Source organism: Oceaniradius stylonematis, from assembly GCF_965223445.1.
GTDB classification, from domain to species: domain Bacteria; phylum Pseudomonadota; class Alphaproteobacteria; order Rhizobiales; family Rhizobiaceae; genus Roseitalea; species Roseitalea stylonematis.
In genome coordinates, this window is the sequence record NZ_OZ244994.1 from 1150680 (window position 1) to 1168208 (window position 17529).

The window sequence follows — 17529 nt, forward strand, 5'->3', positions numbered from 1 at the left end:
GATGGGCATTTTCTCCATGCCATCGCTGGGCGCCGACATGGAAGACGGCACGCTTGTCGAGTGGATGATCAAGCCCGGCGACACGGTCAAGCGCGGCGATGTGGCCGCCGTGGTCGAAACACAAAAGGGCGCCATCGAAATCGAAGTGTTCGAAGAAGGCACGGTGCATCAATTGACCGCGGAACTCGGCCAGAAGCTGCCCGTCGGGGCGCCGCTTGCGCTGATCCTGGGCGAAGGAGAGGCCGCACCGGACACGCCGCCGGCGCCACCGGAGCCAGTGCCCGCGCCGCCTTCGGCTCCGTCATCGCCGGCCCCGACGGTCGAGCCAACGGTCGCCGAAGCCCCGCCACGACCGGCGGCGGCGCCAACGCCCGTCGCCCGACCGCCTCAAGATGTTGCGGCGTCACCGGCGGCGCGGCGGCGTGCCGCCGAGCTGGGCGTCGATCTGGCAACCGTCGCCGGCACCGGGCTGGGCGGGGCGATCCAACTGGCCGATGTCGAAGGCGCGGTCGGTGCCGCACCGGCCAAGACCGGCACCGCCGCCGTGCCGGCACATGAGGCCGTCAAACCGTCGCCCATGGCCGAAATGCGAAAGGCGATCGCCGCGGCAATGAGCCGGTCCAAACGCGAAATCCCGCATTTCTACGTAAGCCAGACGATCGACCTGACGCCGGCCGCCCAATGGCTGGAAGCCGCCAATGCGGATCGCCGTCCATCCGAGCGGCTGCTGATGGGTGCGCTGTTCGTGCGCGCTTCGGCGCTGGCGGCGGCCAGGATCAAAGCCGTCAACGGACATTACACAAATGACGCCCACGTTTCATCGGACACCGTACACGCCGGTGTCGCTGTCGCGCTGCGCGGCGGCGGCCTCGTGGCCCCGCCCGTGTTCGATGCCCAGGACAAAACAGTGGATGAGACCATGGCGGCAATGCGCGATCTGGTCACCCGTGCGCGGGCCGGCCGACTGCGCGGTTCGGAGCTGACCATGGGCACCATCACGATTTCGGCGCTGGGCGACACTGGTGCCGAGGCGATGAGCGGCGTCATCTTTCCGCCGCAGGTGGCGCTGGTCGGGATCGGCGCCCCGCAAAAACGGCCTTGGGTGACAGGCGATCGGGTGGTGCCGCGCAAGACCGTGACCGTGACGCTTTCGGTGGACCATCGGGTCTGTGACGGGCGGCAGGCGGCGAGATTTCTGGCCGCGTTCGATGATCTCATGCAATCCCCGGAGGCGCTATGACACCGCAGGAACTCAAGGCTGCATTCATCGAGGAACTGATCAAGGTGGCGCCTGACATCGAGGCCGACATGGTGGGCGATGACGATCACATCCAGGACGATCTCGAACTGGATTCGATGGACGTGCTCAATCTGGTCACCGCGCTGCACGCGCGCTTTGGTGTCGACATCCCCGAAAGCGACTATCCGCAGATCGCCACCCCGGCCTTGGCGGTCGTTTACCTGGCTAAGTCAGGCTGAACCAGCCCTCCCCCGCGCCGCCTGGCGCAGGCAGGCGATCGTCTCTCATGCGCTCGCGTCGGCTGCTTTCGTCAGCCGGGCACCTGACGGAATGGCGAGCAGAAGCTGGCCGAAGGCAAGCGGAACAAAGCTCATCGCCGCCGACAATGCGAGCCCTTGCAGGCCGGGCCATGGAAGGCCCAGCAGGTTCGACAGCCAGGGCAGCCCGAGCGCTGCGCCGATCAGGCAGAGGCACAGCGCCAGTGCGCCCCAGACATAGCCGTTGCCGGTGACATCGTTGAGCAGGAGACTGCTGCCCCGTGTCCGCATGTTGAACACGTTCCAGAGCTGGGCCAACGCAAGCGTCAGGAACGCGACCGTGACGGCCGGGCCCGGCTCGAGCCGCATCCAGAACAGGGCGAGCGCGAACGATGCCAACGTGGCACATGTGATCGCTCCGCCCAGCAGGCCGATCAGGGTCCAGCGCGGCCGATCGACGATCGGCTCCTTGGGATCACGCGGCGGCTGTCGCATGATGTCTTCGTCGCCACGGCCGAACCCGAGGGCAAAGGCCGGGAAGACGTCGGTGATCAGATTGAGGAACAGGATCTGCAGCGGCAGGAGCGGGACCGGCAAGCCGGCGCCCACGGCAAGACCGACGACCAGCACTTCGCTGACATTGCAGCTCAGCAGATAGACGACGAACTTGCGGATGTTGTCGAAGATCACTCTGCCCTGGTGCATTGCCGCGATGATCGTCTCGAACGCGTCGTCCTTCAGCACCATGTCCGCGGCTTCGCGGGCAACGTCGGTTCCTCTCCGGCCCATGGCGATGCCGATGTCGGCCTTTTTCAGGGCCGGCGCGTCGTTGACACCGTCGCCGGTCATCGCGACCACGTGACCCGCGTCCTGATAGAGCGCGGCCAGCTTCAGCTTCGCCTCCGGCGACACGCGCGCGAAGACGTCGCCGGTGAGCAGCCGCTGTTTTTCCCGGCTGGAGGCGGTTTCAGGATCGAAAAGCTCCAGTTCGCGCCCATCTATGACGATCATCCGTTCGTCCGCAATGCGCGCATCGAGCGCGATCTTACTGGCGGTTCCCGCGTGATCGCCGGTCAGCATCACAACGCGCACGCCGGCCGCCAGACTGCTTTCGATCGCGCTCGGCACGTCGGCTCGCAGCGGATCGATGAAACAAACCATGCCGACAAGCATCAGCTCTGCGAACGGGTCGGCAAACGGCGTATCGCCCTGGCCCTTGGCAAGCGCCAGAAGGCGGAGACCGTCGGCCGCGGCCGCCGAGTTGCGGTCGGTCCACACGCGCCGGCCCTCATCGTCGAGCGCCTGGGCCCCATCGGCGGTCAGGACCGTGTTGCAGGCGGCGATCACCGCTTCCGGTGCGCCCTTGACCGCGAAAAGATAGCCGGTGCCGTCACGATGGACCGTTGTCATCGATTTGCGGTCGGAGTCGAAGGGATGCTGATGGACGCGCTCGTAGCGGTCGCGCAGGGACGCCCGGTCGCCGGTTGCTTCGGCGACAGCCAGCAGCGCCGTTTCCATGGGATCGCCCGAGACGCTGTCGTCCGACCCGTCGCCAAGTTCGGCATTGTTGCACAGCGCGCCGATAGTGACCGCGCACGCAAGAGCACCGTGCTCGCCGGGATCGAGGCGCCTTTGATCCAGCATGAACACTGCCTGATCGTCCTGCCTCTCGATCTCGATATCGCCTTCCGCCAAAAGATACCGGACCGCCGTCATGCGGTTTTCGGTCAAGGTGCCGGTCTTGTCGGTCAGAACGATGGTGGTCGCGCCGAGCGTCTCGACCGAGGAAAGCTGCGTGATCAGTGCGTTGCGCGCCGCCATGCGCCACATGCCGCGGGCAAGGCAGAGCGTTGCAACCACCGGCAAACCCTCGGGCACGGCGGCAACCGCCAGCGCGACGCCGGTCTGGATCATCTCGGTCAGGTCATGCCCCCTGAGCACGCCGGCGCCAATCGTCAGCGCCGCCAACAGGAGCGCCAGCCAGACCATCCGCTGACCCAGCCGATTGAGGCGACGCTCGAGCGGCGAGGCTTCGCCTTCCGCCGCCTGGGCCATCGCACTGATCAGTCCGATTTCAGTGTGCATTCCGGTCGCAACGACGATTCCCTCGCCGGCACCCCTTGTTATGGCGGTGCCCTTGAAGGCCATGTTGGTGCGATCACCGACCGGCATGGGATCGCTACCCAGCGTCTCGGTCTGTTTGGCGACGGGCACGGATTCGCCCGTCAGGATGGACTCGTCGCTTTGCAGGTTGAACGCCTTGCACAGGCGCAGATCGGCGGTGACGATGTCACCGGCTTCCAGGACAACGATATCGCCAGGAACCAGATCGTGCGCATCGACCGAACGCACGATGCCCGAGCGCCGCACGCGCGTGCGCACATCGGCGATGCGCAGCAGCGCTTCCATGGAGCGTGCGGCACGCAGCTCGGTGAAGAAGCCGATCGCCCCGTTGATGATCAGCACCGCGAAGATTGCCGCGCCCTCGGCGACATCGCCGATCACGATCGAGAATACCGCAGCCGCGCCCAGCAGCCATACGATGATCGATCGAAACTGGCCAAGCAGTATGGACAGCGCGCTTCGTGTCGCCTGGCGGTGCAGCTGATTGGGTCCCCAGATCCGCAGCCGCCGCGCAGCTTCTGCGTCGTCCAGCCCGTGATCGATGTCGGTGTCCAGACGCTCGGCGACCGAACGTTCCGATCGGGCAAAGGCGCTCTCGATCCTTTGCTCGGTCATGGCCATCCCCTCGTTCGCCTTCCGCTTGCACCTGCGGCCGGTGCAGGCGAGGAAATCGCGGTCCGGGCAATCGTGCACCCGCGCCTTGGCATGAGGACGCGTCCGGCCGCCTTAACGCCCGTCAATCGGAACACGGCGCCCGATGGCGATGCCGCCCGGTCGCGGTGGGCTGTGGTCATTGTCGACGGCTCCAGTGAGATTGAAACCAAATTGCACGGACCGGCCCGGTCGGGCGGCTGCCGCATTCCCATAAAGGCCGGCTCTTCTTGACCGGTGTTAATGCGGCGCGGGCATCCGTACGGCAAGCCGGTAGCGAACCCAAATCCTGTTTTGATTGCCAACCGGCCAGGAGGAGAGCCGATGATTGAGAAAACCGATACCGCTCCCGAAAAAACCGATGGCGATGAAGCTCGTGCTGTGACCGAACGTTCGTCTGCGCCGCTGTGGACCCTGCGGGAGGAGATCGATGACCTGTTCGAGGACTTTTTCGCCGGAAACCGCTTCGGTCCGTTTCGCGGCCGGCGGTTCGGCTGGCCGCGCCAGCGTGCCGGAAGCGGGTTTTCCTGGGGCATGCCGACCGTCGATGTCATAGACAAGCAAGACGCCGTCAAGATTTGCGCGGAACTTCCCGGAATGGCCGAGGATGATATCGATGTCCATGTCACCGACAGCGCGCTGGTGCTGAGCGGCGAAAAAAAGGAGGAGCGCGAAGAAGGTGACAAGGAAGGCGAGCGATATCTTGCCGAACGCCGCTACGGCTCTTTCAGCCGGACCATTGCCATTCCCGAAGGCATCGATCACGACAAGATCGAAGCCAAATTCAAAAATGGTGTGCTGACCGTGCATCTTCCGAAAAAGCCTGAGGCTCAAAAACCGAGCAAGAAGATCAAGGTCCGAGCCGACGCATGAGCGCTTCCCGGGACTGGTTCGGCAGCACGCGCAGATCGAATGAATTTCGATCCGATGGCGCGGCGTTTGCCGCGCTGACCATACTCCCTGTTCCGTGTTCCACTGTCGCAAAGACCAATCCAGAAAACCGGGGGCCGCGATGACACCGAAGACGATCCTTTTTCCGCTGCGGATCGAGCAGCCGGTCGCCGAGCTTGAAGCGGCCGTCGATTTCTGTCGAAACAACGACGCCCATTTGAGCGTGTTGCTCATCGGCCTTGCGCCGCCGCCGCCGGTCGCAACCGACACGGTTGTCATATCGGACAATTGGGCGGCGCAATCCGAAGCCGCCAAGCAGGAACTGCACGAGCGCGGCAGCGAGATCGAGCAACATCTGGCCAAGGCCGGGATCTCGGCGGAAATCAAGCGATGGCTGATGATGGAGCATTCCATCGAGGCGGGTACGGCCGAGCACGCCTTGTTTGCCGACGTGACGTTCCTGTCGCGGACATTTCCGCAGGAGCGCGGTTTTGCGCGCCAGGTCGTTTCGGGCGTCGTGTTCGGAGCCGGCAGACCGATCATCGTTGCCGATCCCGCACAGTTCGGCACGCTTTCGTGGGGAACGATCCTGATAGGCTGGGACAATGAAAAGCCGGCCGCCCGGGCTGTTGCCGAAGCGTTGCCTTTGCTGGCGGCGGCCGACAACGTGCACATTCTCTGCGTCGATCCCGATGCCGTGCCGCAACGCGATGGCGAAGCTCCGGGCTGGGATCTGGCGACCTACCTTGCCCGGCACGGCGTCCAGACCACGGTCCACACCCAGCCAAGCGGCGGTCACCCGGTGGCGACGGTTCTCGCCGATTTCGCCGAGGATCTGGGTGCCGACGGCCTGGTGATGGGCGCCTATGGCCATTCGCGGCTGCGCCAGAGACTGCTCGGCGGCACGACGCGCAGCCTGATCGAAACCGGCAAACTGCCGATCCTGATGGCCCATTGAAGTCGATGGCAATGAAGGCGCACTTTGCCTGCGGTTAATGCAGCGCACGCCCGGCGTCCTAGCATTGAAACCAAAGAAGAGCGCCTGTTCGGCTGTGGAAACGGGCTGGCCGGCGTTGGCCGGTTGCGGCATTGGCCGGACAATCGGAGCGGTTTCATGAGGCGGCCTTGCTGCCCGGAAGGCATCTGGCAGGCGCTTTTGCAAGATCGGAGCATCAGACATGCAGGTCCACCAGATCATGTCCAGCCCCGCACAGACCATCGGATCCGACCAGACGATCGGTGCCGCCACCTTGCTCATGAAGCAGTTCGACATCGGTTCACTGCCGGTCCTGCAATCGGGCGGCAGGGTCGTCGGCATGATAACGGACCGCGACATCGTCCTGGGGCTGGCGAAGAACGCCTCGGCGCAGCTGTCGATGGAGGTCGGCCGGATGATGACTCGCAGCGTCCTGCGCTGCTATGCCGATCAGTCCATTGAGACGATCGCCGTCATCATGAGCGACAATCAGGTGCGGCGATTGCCGGTCATGGATCGTTTCGAGCGGCTGGTCGGCGTCGTTTCGGTTGGCGACATAGCCGAAGATGCCTCGGAACGGCTAGCGGGAGAAATCCTCGGCGAAATCGTGGAAACGCGATGAGCGTCAGCCAGGACCGGTCATGACACGAGGGGTCTGGGCAAAATCTCCGCCCGAAGACAGTCAATATCGACCTTTGCGATTTCCGCCAGCTGGATGGCGTCTCTGACGCGAACGTCCATGTGATCGGCCACATCGATGATGCCGTTTCGCTCCAGCCGCCGCATTGTCCGGCAGACATGAACGGATGACAGGCCCATGAACTCGCCCAGCTGCTGCTGGGTCAGCGGAATATGGAATGCTTGGTCGGTTCCTTCTCCCAGAGCGCGAAGCCGGATGCACAACTCCAGCAGCGCATAGGCAATCCGCATTTGTGCGGTTCCCTTTCCCAATCGGAGCATCCGTTCGGCGATCCGGGCCCGGGTCGCGCCGGACAGAACCGTCCGGACCGACTCCATCTCGGGCACCTGGGCGATCAGTTGTTTCCATTGAGTATGGGAATGGCGTGCAAGCAGCGTGTCCGTCAGCGCCTGGACCTCCAGCGCGGCCATCGACGCATCCGCCGATGCAGCGAATATGAACTCGCCGGGCAATGCGAAATCGATGATCTGTCGGTCGCCATTGCGCAGCGACTTCGACAGCGCGATCCAGCCATCCACCAAGGCAATGAGATACGGAACCTTATCGCCCTCATGGACGACGAGCGTACCGGCGCTGACCGCCGTCACCCGTGGCCGCAGGGCTTCCACCAGACGCTGGCTCTGAACGATGCCGTGTCGCGACGCTTGGGTCGCGACGTGCCTGACAAACCTGTCACTGGTGTTCCCGGCGGTCATCAGATCGGCGTGCATGGCGTTCTCCGAAGCAGAGCCGCACAGCCGACGAGAGCGTTTCGGCCAATCGGTCGGCGTTCCGTGTCTTGTCAGGACACCGCCGCCGTTGGCCACCTCTTCGCCGGCCTCGCCCCCCGGCAGGATTGAATTTCCTTTCAGACGTTATCACGCACCGCTCGACTTGACCAATGTTAATGCGCGGTTGTCGCGGCCGTCGGACCCTGGAGAGACCGTGCAGACAAGCATCCGCTCTCTCGGACGCCCTCTCGCCACGCTGCCAAGCGCCTCGGATGAACGTGTCTTTGCTTTTGCCCGGTTGACGATCAATGGAGGAGATGATGAGCCCCACGATCCGGACTTTGAAATATGCAGCCATTGCAACAGCATTGGTACTGGGGTCGGCCACTTCGGCACTGGCATTCAGCGCCTGCCAGGTGACCGACACCGGCGGAATTGACGACAACAGCTTCAACCAGACGGCCTGGAAAGGCATCCAGGACGCGCAGGAACAACTCGGCATCGAGCCGCGCTTTCTGGAATCGCAGGCCGAAACGGACTACATGCCGAACATCAATTCGCTGCTTGGCGGGCAGTGCGATCTGATCATAACCGTCGGGTTCCTTTTGGGCGACGCCACGCAGGAAGCCGCCGAGGCCAATCCCGGCCAGAAGTTCTCGATCGTCGATTTCGCCTACGACCCGGCCATTCCGAACGTGGTCGGCCAGGTGTTTGCGACCGACCAGGCCGCCTTTCTCGCCGGCTATCTGGCGGCGGGCATGACCGAGACCGGCATCATCGGCACGTTCGGCGGCATCAATATTCCGCCGGTGACGATCTTCATGGACGGCTTCGTGCGCGGGGCCGACTACCACAACGCGCAGAAGGGCACCGAGGTCACGGTTCTGGGTTGGGACCTGGACAGCCGCGAGGGCCTGTTCACCAACAATTTCGAATCCCTGGACGACGGCCGTGCCTTCGCCCAGAACCTCTACGATGAGGGCGCGGACATCGTGCTGCCGGTGGCCGGCCCGGTCGGCCTCGGTTCGGCCGCGCTGGCCGACGAGTTGGGCACGGATGCGCTGAAGATCATCGGCGTGGATGCCGATCTGTACGTCACCGACCCCGAAAAGCGCCATGTCTATCTCACCTCGATCCTCAAGCGCATGGATTCGACCGTCTTCCAGGTCATCGAAGCGGCGATGAACGACACCTTCGAGGGCGGTGTCACGGTCGGCACGCTCGAAAATGGCGGCGTCGGCCTTGCGCCATTCCATGACATGGATGCGCTGGTCCCCGACGAACTCAAGGCGGAGATCGAAGCGATCCGCCAGGGGATCATCGACGGCTCAATCGACGTTTCCGGCTAGCATCGCACCGGCCTTCCCGAACCGGCTCCGGTCGGCGAGGAATGCCTGATCGGAGACCGCATCGCCATGGACATAGAGCTGCGCGGCATCACCAAACGGTTCGGACCGGTGGTCGCCAATGCCGGGGTCGATCTACATGTCCGCGCCGGCGAGGTTCTGGGCCTTCTGGGCGAGAACGGTGCGGGCAAGTCGACACTGATGAACGTGTTGTGCGGCCTTTATGCGCCCGACGAAGGCGAGATCGTCATCGACGGCCGGCCCGTCACGTTCGACGGGCCAAGCGATGCGATCGCGGCCGGCATCGGAATGGTCCATCAGCATTTCATGCTGGTACCGGTCTTCACGGTTGCCGAAAACGTCATCCTCGGCATCGAGCCGACCGGCCAGCTGGACTTTCTCGATCGAGCGGCGGCCCGCCGGCAGGTGCGCGAGATCGGCGACCAGTACGGCCTGCGCGTCGACCCCGACGCGCTGATCGAGGAACTGCCGGTCGGGGTGCAGCAGCGGGTCGAGATCATCAAGGTGCTTTTCCGGTCCGCCGACGTCCTCATCCTCGACGAGCCGACCGCCGTGCTGACGCCGCAGGAGGTCGAGGAATTCTTCGGCATCGTCAGGGCACTGCGCGATGCCGGCAAGGCCATCATCTTCATCACCCACAAACTCGATGAGATTCTGGAGATATCCGATCGCATCACGGTTCTTCGCGGAGGCCGCGTTGCCGGACAGGGCGATCCCGAAACGCTCACCACCCGGCAGCTGGCAGAGATGATGGTCGGCCGGCCGGTCAGCTTCGACGTCGAAAAGGCCGCCTACGCGCCTGGCGATGTTCTGCTGGAGGTGCGGGAACTGACGGTCTTGCGCAACAATGACGAGATCGCCGTCGACGATGTGTCACTGGCCGTTCGCAGCGGAGAGATCGTCGGCATCGCGGGCGTCCAGGGCAACGGCCAGACGGCGCTCATCGAGGCCATCACCGGTCTGCGCCACCCCGCCAGCGGCTCGATAATCTACGATGGTCGGGACATAACCCACAGCTCGGTCCGCGCCCGTCACGCCATGGGGATCGCCCACATTCCCGAGGACCGGCAACGCACCGGCATCATCGGCGATTTCACGATCGCCGAGAACATGGTTCTCAACAGCTACTATGACGACCGCTATGCATCGGGGCCATCGATCCGGTGGCCCGAGGTCATGCAGCATGCGGCCCGCTACGCCGCCGATTTCGACGTTCGGACACCGTCGGTGCACGCCAAGGCGTTTCAGCTGTCGGGCGGCAATCAGCAGAAGCTCGTCGTCGCCCGCGAACTGACACGCGACACCAAGCTCCTGATCGCCGCCCAGCCCACGCGCGGCCTCGATGTCGGCTCGGTCGAATACATCCACAAGCGCATCGTCGAGGCCCGCGACGAGGGTGACGGCGTGTTGATCATGTCGTCCGAGCTCGATGAGATCGTGGCGCTTTCCGATCGGATTGTCGTTATGTTCAAAGGCCGGATCGTCGCCGAATTCGACGCTTTCAGGGGCCCTGTCGACCGCAACGCGGTCGGACTGGCAATGGCCGGATCGGTATCGGAGGCCGCCGCATGACCGATCAAACGGCGTCCGACCCGCTCACTCAGAAATTGCTGGAACGCGCCGCCCCAAGCCGGGCGGAGTTCGAAGACTTGGTCATCGTGCCGATCTTCGCCGTGATCGTGGCGCTTGCCGTCGGTGCGCTGGTGATGCTTGCGACCGCGGTCGACCTGCCGACGATCGGACAATCCTATGTGGCGCTCGTCCGGGGTTCCGTCGGTTCACTCAATGCGCTGTCGGAAACCCTGACCGCCGCGGCTCCCCTGGTGCTGGCCGGTCTCGGTCTGGCGCTCGGCTTCCGCGCCGGCCTGTTCAATATCGGCGCCGAAGGCCAGATCGTCATTGGCGGTCTTGTCGCCGTGATTGTCGGCTTCTCCTTTGCCGGGCTGCCCTGGGCGATCCATTTGCCGCTGGCCCTGTTCGCGGGCGCGCTCGCCGGCGCGCTTTATGCCTCGATCGCCGGCTGGCTGCGCGCCGCAACCGGCGCGCATGAGGTGATCACGACCATCATGCTCAACCTGATCTCCTATCGCATCCTCGATTATGTCCTGCGTCAGCCCTTCGTGCAGCGCGAGGGGCGCGCCGATCCGATTTCGCGCTCGGTGCTCGACAGTGCCCAGTTGCCGGGACTGCTCACCTGGATCGACCCCAATCTGCGTGTCCATGCCGGCGTCTTCCTCGTCGTCTTGGCGGTCATCGTCGTCTACTGGCTGCTGTTTCGGACCAAGGTCGGCTTCGAATTCCGGGCGAGCGGCAAGAACCCCGATGCCGCCCGCTACGCGGGCATCCGCGCCTCGTTCATCATCGTCGCGGCCATGGCCTGTGCCGGTGCGCTCGCCGGCCTTGCCGGCGCAAACCAGGTGCTGGGTGTGCTCGACCGCGCGTCCCCGGGCTTTTCGGCCGGCATCGGGTTCGACGCAATCTCGGTGGCTCTTCTCGGCCGGTCGCACCCGGTCGGCGTTCTGTTCGCCGGCCTCCTGTTCGGCGCGCTGGAAGCCGGCGGGCGGCAGATGCAGGTCGATGCCGGTGTGTCCGTCGATCTGATCGGCATCATCCAGGCGTTGATCATCGTGTTCATCGCCGCGCCATTGCTGGTGCGGGCCATTTTTCCATGGGGCTTCCGCAAGTCCGAAGCGGGACGCAATGAGTGAGCGGCCATGGTAGCGGCGCAGGACATCTCCCATTCGCAGCGGCTCGGAACCCCGGCCGACCGGCGGGCCCGCATCACCGGAGTGGTGCTGATCGGGCTTGCCTTGTTCGTCGCGGGCGTCTTCAGCATCGGCGTGACGGGCGACGCAACGTTCCGGCTGTCACGGCCAAACGATGTCTGGGCCATACCCAACCTTGTGCTGCCCGCGGCACCCTTCAACTACATCATCGCCGCGGTGCTGGCTTTTCTCGGCGCCCGCCAGTTCCTGCGCGGCGGCGGCCGCTGGACGACGCTGTCGTTGGGCATCGGTCTGGCGCTCGCTGTCGCTGCGTTTCTCGTCTGGGCGACCGCCGGCAAGGCGTTTTCCCTCACCGGCATGCTGCAGGCGACGATGGTGCGCGCGGTGCCGCTGGTGCTCGGCGCCATAACCGGCATGATGTGCGAGCGCGTCGGCGTCGTGAACATCGCGATCGAAGGCATGCTGCTGGCCGGCGCGTTCACCGGCGCCCTGATGGGGTCCCTGCTGGGCGGGGTCGGCGGATTGATCGCCGCGATCGGGATCGGCGGCCTTTTCGGCTTCATTCTGGCGGCGCTCGTCGTCACCTACCGCATGGACCAGATCATCGCCGGCGTCGTGATCAACCTGTTTGTGCTCGGCCTGACATCCTACGTGTCCAGCCAGGTCTTCGCCGAGCACCGGTTTTTGAACAATGCGCCCGTGTTCCGCGCCTACAAGGTGCCCATCCTTGGCGACATACCGGTCATCGGTCCGATGTTCTTCAATCAGAACCTGTTCGTTTACGGCGCGCTGGTGATGGTGGGTGTGGCCACCTACTACCTGTTCTACACGCGCATGGGCCTGCGCGCCCGGTCGGTCGGTGAGCATCCGCGCGCCGCCGACACGCTGGGCATCAACGTCTACCGGACCCGCTACATCAACGTGACCGTGGCCGGCATGATCGCCGGATTTGGCGGCGCCTGGTTCACGCTTGGTTCGGTCGGCCGTTTCGATGAAAACATGACCGGCGGCCGGGGGTTCATCGCGCTCGCGGCCATGCTGTTCGGCCGCTATCATCCGGTCGGCGCGCTGATGGCCGCGCTGGTCTTCGGCTTTGCCGATTCCATGCAGCAGAAACTGGCTTTGCTGCAGACGCCGATCCCGTCCGAGTTCCTTTCGATGGCCCCCTACATCGCGACGATCATCGTGGTCGCCGGCGTGGTCGGCCGAACGCGCACGCCGGCTGCCGGCGGCAAGCCATACATCAAGGAGTAGGCCGATGAAGGTTACCGGGATAACGACGCTCGATCACGCTCCCCATGACGTCAACGCCTGGCTCAAACATGTGTGCGACGCGCTTGGCTGGCAGGAGAAGGGGCGCGCCTACCTGCTGCTGCGAGCGGTCCTGCACGCGGTGCGCGACTGGCTGACGGCCGACGAAGCCGCCCAGCTCGCCGCGCAACTGCCGATCCTGTTGCGGGGCATTTACTATGAGGGCTGGGACCCGTCCGACACGCCGGTGCACCCGCGCGCCAGGTCCGACTTCGTCGCCCGCGTCGATCACATGTTCACCAAGGAGCCACTGGACGACACCGAAGCGGCGATCACGGCTGTGCTCGGCGTTCTCGAGCAACATGTCTCATCGGGCGAGATCGAACAGGTCAAGCACGCCATGCGCGCCAGCATTCGCGACCTTTGGCCCTGAGCCGATCGGGGCCGCAGATCACGCCATGCCGGTACCGGACCAGACAACATCGCCGTCGGTCCGCCTCGGCGCCCTTGTCGCCGGTCTCGCCTATCTCCTGATGACCGCGCTCGCGATTGCGGCCGCCTTCGATACCGACGCGCTGTCGCGTCTCGCCCGGTCGGGGATCGATGGCGAGGCATGGCCGGCGGATGTCACGAGCCGCCTGTTGATCATGGTGATCGGGTTCGCTGTCATCGCCCTGCTCGATGTTGCGATTGCATGGGGTCTGTATCGTCTGTTCAAACACCGCCGGCGGCGTCTCGCGCTTGCCATGTCGGGGATGCGGATCATTTACGCCGTCCTTTTCCTCCACGCATTGACCCATGTTGCCGGCGCGCTGGAAATCACGCGGTCCGCGCCATTTGACGCGGGCACGCTGGCAGTCGCCATGGGCGGACTTGAGCGCTTCGAACGCGCCTGGGACATCGCGTTTTTCTTCTTCAGCACCCATCTCATCCTTCTGGGCTATCTCGTCTACGCCCGCACCCTTGTGCACCGAACCCTTTCGGTCATGCTGGTCATCGCAGGTCTGGGCTATCTCGCCGACAGCACGATCGGTTTGGCCATGAACAAGGCACCGTTCGTGTTCGCGCCCTTCACCTTTGTTGGTGAGATGGCGCTGATGATCTGGCTTCTTGCCGTGGCCGCCAGGCCCGGTGTTGCAGGAGACGATCGACAGCATTCCGCCCGGTCCGCTGTACGGCCATGAGAATTGCCGATGGACCGGGCTTCGAAACCCGCCGAAAGGCTGCAGCCTTTGGCCCTGGTGCCTCTTCCGGGGCCCGGCGTTGACCGGTGTTAAGGCGGCCTCGTGCGGCCGCGTTAGGGTCGATTGCATCGCGGATGGCACGCGGCGTGAAACAAGGAGGCACTCATGGGTTTGGTTGATGGTAAGGTGGCCATGGTAACGGGCGCGGCGGCTGGCATCGGTCGGGCCACCGCACTGAAGTTCGCCGGGGAAGGCGCCCGGGTGGTCGTCTCCGACATCGATATCGAGGGCGGCGAAGAAACCGCCAGGATGATCGCCGATGCGGGCGGTCAGGCCTTGTTCGTCGCGTGCGACACGTCCGACGCGGACCAGATCGACGCGCTGGTCGCCAAGACCGTCGACACCTATGGTCAACTCGACTGCGCCTGCAACAATGCCGGTATCGAGGGCAAGATCATGCCGCTCGTCGACCAGACCATGGACAATTACGATCGGATCATGGCGGTCAATGCGCGCGGCACGTTTCTGTGCATGAAGGCCGAGATCGCCCAGATGCTGAAGACCGGCGGCGGCGCCATCGTCAATCTCGCCTCCGTCGCCGGACTGATCGGATTTCCGGGGCTTTCGCCCTATGTCGCCTCAAAGCACGCGGTCAACGGCATGACCAAGAACGCGGCGCTGGAATATGGAAAGGCAGGCATCCGCATCAACTCGGTCTGCCCGGGCGGCATCGATACCCGGATGCTCGATTCGCTCGCCGAACAGGCTACGCAAGGCGCCCAGGACTCGCACGAGATGCTTGATCCGTTGCACCCGATCGGCCGCATCGGCGTACCCGACGAGGTGGCCGGGGCGATCGTCTGGCTTTCTTCGCCGGCAGCGTCCTTCGTCACCGGAATCAACATGCCCGTCGATGGCGGCTTCGTCGCGCAATGATGCGCCGTGGGAGCGATGCCGTCGAGAACCGCGCCTGACCAATGGCCTGACGGTCGGGACAACGCGCTGAAGAACATCGAACGCCGGACGTCGGTTCCAGGCACTGCCGCACCCGATTGCGCGGGGCGCCGACCATTTCAGGCCGCTGTGGGCGCCGGGCGTGGCGTCGCCGTTGAAACGGACCGCAAAGAGATGACGAAACAACAGCAATGCACGGATGCCAGGTCCGTTTCGCCTCGAATTGCGACGGAGAACGGTTCATCGCCGGTTGCCGACCCGCATCCGCATCGCATGCTCGACCGCACCGCGCGGGCGACGCTGGCAAGGATGACGGGCGGGGTTTCGCCCCATTCGATCTTCGCGGCCTGGAGCGACTGGGCGCTGCATCTGGGCCGATCGCCCGGCCGTCAGCTGGAGCTGATGGAGCGGGCGCAGACCAATGCCGTCAGGCTTGTTGCGGAGATCCTTGCGGAAGGGCCGGAACCGTTCAGGCCGAGAGTTCACGACCACCGCTTCTCACACCCGTCTTGGAACAAGCCTCCCTTCAATGCGTGGGCGCAGTGTTTTCTGGCGATCCAGGACTGGTGGGATGCGGCGACCGATGAGATGCCCGGCCTCGCCAAAGGCGACGCCGACCGCACACGGTTCCAGGCCCGCCAGGCGCTCGACATGATATCGCCATCGAATTTTCCCTGGTCGAATCCCGAAATCATCGAAGAAACCGTCACGCAAAAAGGGCAAAACCTGATCGACGGCGCGCGCCACCTCACCGAGGATGTGATCCAAACGCTCACGCAGGCGCACAAGCCCGCCCCGCCCGGATTCGAGGTCGGCGAGCACCTGGCCTGCACGCCGGGTGAGGTCGTGTTTCGCAACGACCTTTTCGAGCTCATTCAATATGCGCCGCAGACCGATCGGGTTCATCCCGAACCGGTTCTTTTCGTCCCGGCCTGGATCATGAAGTACTACGTGCTCGATCTGTCGCCGGAAAACTCGATGGTCGCATTTCTGGTGCGCCAGGGTTTCACGGTCTTCATGATCTCCTGGTGCAATCCGACGGCCGATCAGTCGGAACTGTCGCTGGAGGACTATCGCCGGCGCGGCGTGATGGCAGCCCTCGATGTGGTCGACGACATCGTGCCCGGCGCAAAGGTCCATGCCAACGGCTATTGCCTTGGCGGCACGCTTCTGGCGATTGCCGCTGCCGTCATGGCGCGGGACGGCGACGATCGCCTCGCCTCCATCACCTTGATGGCTGCGCAGGTCGACTTTGCCGAGGCCGGGGAATTGCTGATGTTCGTCGACGAGAGCCAGGTCGCCTTCATCGAGGACCTGATGTGGATCCAGGGCTATCTGGACCGGCCTCAGATGGCCCGGACCTTCGCATCGATCCGGGCCGAGGACCTGATCTATACCCGCGCCGTGAACCGCTATTTTCTCGCTCGCGAGGACCTGCCCTCGGACCTTCTGGTGTGGAACGGCGACACCACGCGGATGCCGGCGCGAATGCACTCGGAGTATCTGCGCGGGCTGTTTCTGGAAAACCGGTTGAGTGCGGGGCGGTTCGCGGTCGAGGGCCGGGTGATCGCGTTAAAGGACATAGAAGTGCCGATCTTCGTCGTCGGCACCGAAACCGACCACATCGCGCCATGGCGGTCGGTCTACAAGACCCAACTGTTTACCGACAGCGAGTTGACATTCGTCCTGACCAGGGGCGGGCACAATGGCGGGATCCTGAGCGAACCGGGCCACAAGGGTCGCCACTACAGGATCGGGAACCGGCCTGCGGGCGCGCTGTATGCGGGCCCCGATGCGTGGCTCGCCCGGCACGAGCCGACCGAGGGCTCCTGGTGGCCGGAAATGGCGGACTGGCTGGCTTGTCGATCCGGAGAGCCGGGGCCGCCGCCTTCGATGGGCCGGTCCGGTGGCGATGGGCCGACACTGGGCCCGGCGCCCGGCTCCTACGTGCATCAGATCTGATATCGCAGCGTTCGCAGCCGGTCTCCGGCCCGTGCCGCGAGCCATCAGGACCGCTTCGGATTGATCATGCACATGAACGGCTGGGCGCCGTCCTTCTCGAAATGCAGCTGGCCGAGAACCGTGACGACCTCGGCGCTCTCGTTCTTGAGCGCCGCATTGGCTTCATACCGGATATGGCCGATATGCGCATGCTCCTCGACATGATCCATCAGCGCACGCATGACATCGAGCGGTGTTCGATCGAAAAGGTCGGGCGGGCCCGAGAACTCGTACCGGCCCTCACCGCCGCGCGTTCCATGCATGATTACCGCCTGATATGTCGCCATAGCTCGTCCTCCTGGCCTTGCCATCAGGATTAAGCCTCGTTGATGACAGTTGTGCTGTGGCTGACCTCGAAGCGGGCCGCTCCGGCAAAGACTTGGCCATTCAGTGCCCGGACGCCTCGTCATCGGCCCCGTCCGAGTAGCGCGGCATGTCGAAAACCGTCCGCCGGGAGCCGACAAGCCGGACGTTCTGGCGAAAAGCGACGCGCGGCG

Annotated in this window: 16 protein-coding genes; 13 read left to right on the plus strand and 3 right to left on the minus strand. The window is 64.4% G+C overall.

Annotated features, from left to right (window positions below; all coding sequences use genetic code 11):
• The first annotated feature begins 1 nt into the window (after position 1).
• On the plus strand, positions 2 to 1240 hold the full coding sequence (locus tag ACOQOU_RS05715) for a dihydrolipoamide acetyltransferase family protein (RefSeq protein ID WP_306025131.1): 1239 nt from the start codon (positions 2 to 4) through the stop codon (positions 1238 to 1240).
• Positions 1237 to 1479 (plus strand): acyl carrier protein, encoded by a 243-nt coding sequence (locus ACOQOU_RS05720; protein WP_306025130.1) that lies wholly within the window; start codon positions 1237 to 1239, stop codon positions 1477 to 1479. The genes ACOQOU_RS05715 and ACOQOU_RS05720 overlap by 4 nt, the downstream gene beginning before the upstream one ends.
• 45 nt (positions 1480 to 1524) lie before the next feature.
• On the opposite strand, the gene ACOQOU_RS05725 is transcribed toward ACOQOU_RS05720, so the two are convergent.
• Positions 1525 to 4236, minus strand: a complete 2712-nt coding sequence (locus ACOQOU_RS05725) for a cation-translocating P-type ATPase (protein WP_306025129.1) — start codon at positions 4234 to 4236, stop codon at positions 1525 to 1527.
• Positions 4237 to 4596: 360 nt separating this feature from the next.
• Here ACOQOU_RS05725 and ACOQOU_RS05730 point away from each other — a divergent pair, with 360 nt between their 5' ends.
• The 3 genes from ACOQOU_RS05730 to ACOQOU_RS05740 all read left to right on the plus strand — a co-directional run bounded on the left by ACOQOU_RS05730 (position 4597) and on the right by ACOQOU_RS05740 (position 6761).
• Positions 4597 to 5145: an Hsp20/alpha crystallin family protein gene (locus ACOQOU_RS05730; RefSeq protein WP_306025128.1), complete on the plus strand. Its 549-nt coding sequence runs from the start codon at positions 4597 to 4599 to the stop codon at positions 5143 to 5145.
• A 139-nt stretch (positions 5146 to 5284) separates the two neighbouring features.
• Entirely contained in the window at positions 5285 to 6121 is an 837-nt protein-coding gene (locus ACOQOU_RS05735) for a universal stress protein (RefSeq protein WP_109767480.1), read from the plus strand.
• A 220-nt stretch (positions 6122 to 6341) separates the two neighbouring features.
• Positions 6342 to 6761 (plus strand): CBS domain-containing protein, encoded by a 420-nt coding sequence (locus ACOQOU_RS05740; protein ID WP_306025127.1) that lies wholly within the window; start codon positions 6342 to 6344, stop codon positions 6759 to 6761.
• 17 nt (positions 6762 to 6778) lie between these two features.
• Here the strand turns inward: ACOQOU_RS05740 and ACOQOU_RS05745 are convergent, their stop codons facing one another.
• A complete protein-coding gene (locus ACOQOU_RS05745) occupies positions 6779 to 7549 on the minus strand; it encodes a Crp/Fnr family transcriptional regulator (protein ID WP_306025126.1) in 771 nt (256 codons plus the stop codon).
• Positions 7550 to 7866: 317 nt separating this feature from the next.
• On the opposite strand from ACOQOU_RS05745, the gene ACOQOU_RS05750 reads away from it, so the two are divergent.
• The 8 genes from ACOQOU_RS05750 (at position 7867) to ACOQOU_RS05785 (ending at position 16993) form a co-directional block, all read left to right on the plus strand.
• Positions 7867 to 8898, plus strand: coding sequence for a BMP family lipoprotein (locus ACOQOU_RS05750; RefSeq protein WP_420578852.1), 1032 nt, complete (start codon positions 7867 to 7869; stop codon positions 8896 to 8898).
• A 66-nt stretch (positions 8899 to 8964) separates the two neighbouring features.
• Positions 8965 to 10488: an ABC transporter ATP-binding protein gene (locus ACOQOU_RS05755; RefSeq protein ID WP_306025125.1), complete on the plus strand. Its 1524-nt coding sequence runs from the start codon at positions 8965 to 8967 to the stop codon at positions 10486 to 10488.
• A complete protein-coding gene (locus tag ACOQOU_RS05760; RefSeq protein ID WP_109767484.1) occupies positions 10485 to 11624 on the plus strand; it encodes an ABC transporter permease in 1140 nt (379 codons plus the stop codon). The genes ACOQOU_RS05755 and ACOQOU_RS05760 overlap by 4 nt, the downstream gene beginning before the upstream one ends.
• 6 nt (positions 11625 to 11630) lie before the next feature.
• On the plus strand, positions 11631 to 12896 hold the full coding sequence (locus tag ACOQOU_RS05765) for an ABC transporter permease (RefSeq protein WP_306025124.1): 1266 nt from the start codon (positions 11631 to 11633) through the stop codon (positions 12894 to 12896).
• Positions 12897 to 12900: 4 nt separating this feature from the next.
• Positions 12901 to 13326, plus strand: coding sequence for a DUF2267 domain-containing protein (locus ACOQOU_RS05770; protein ID WP_306025123.1), 426 nt, complete (start codon positions 12901 to 12903; stop codon positions 13324 to 13326).
• A gap of 25 nt (positions 13327 to 13351) precedes the next feature.
• Positions 13352 to 14077, plus strand: a complete 726-nt coding sequence (locus tag ACOQOU_RS05775) for a DUF4386 domain-containing protein (protein ID WP_306025122.1) — start codon at positions 13352 to 13354, stop codon at positions 14075 to 14077.
• A 165-nt stretch (positions 14078 to 14242) separates the two neighbouring features.
• Positions 14243 to 15013, plus strand: a complete 771-nt coding sequence (locus ACOQOU_RS05780) for an SDR family oxidoreductase (RefSeq protein ID WP_109767488.1) — start codon at positions 14243 to 14245, stop codon at positions 15011 to 15013.
• A 291-nt stretch (positions 15014 to 15304) separates the two neighbouring features.
• A complete protein-coding gene (locus tag ACOQOU_RS05785; RefSeq protein WP_306025121.1) occupies positions 15305 to 16993 on the plus strand; it encodes a PHA/PHB synthase family protein in 1689 nt (562 codons plus the stop codon).
• A gap of 44 nt (positions 16994 to 17037) precedes the next feature.
• On the opposite strand, the gene ACOQOU_RS05790 is transcribed toward ACOQOU_RS05785, so the two are convergent.
• On the minus strand, positions 17038 to 17319 hold the full coding sequence (locus ACOQOU_RS05790; protein ID WP_109767489.1) for a hypothetical protein: 282 nt from the start codon (positions 17317 to 17319) through the stop codon (positions 17038 to 17040).
• Positions 17320 to 17529: the final 210 nt, after the last annotated feature.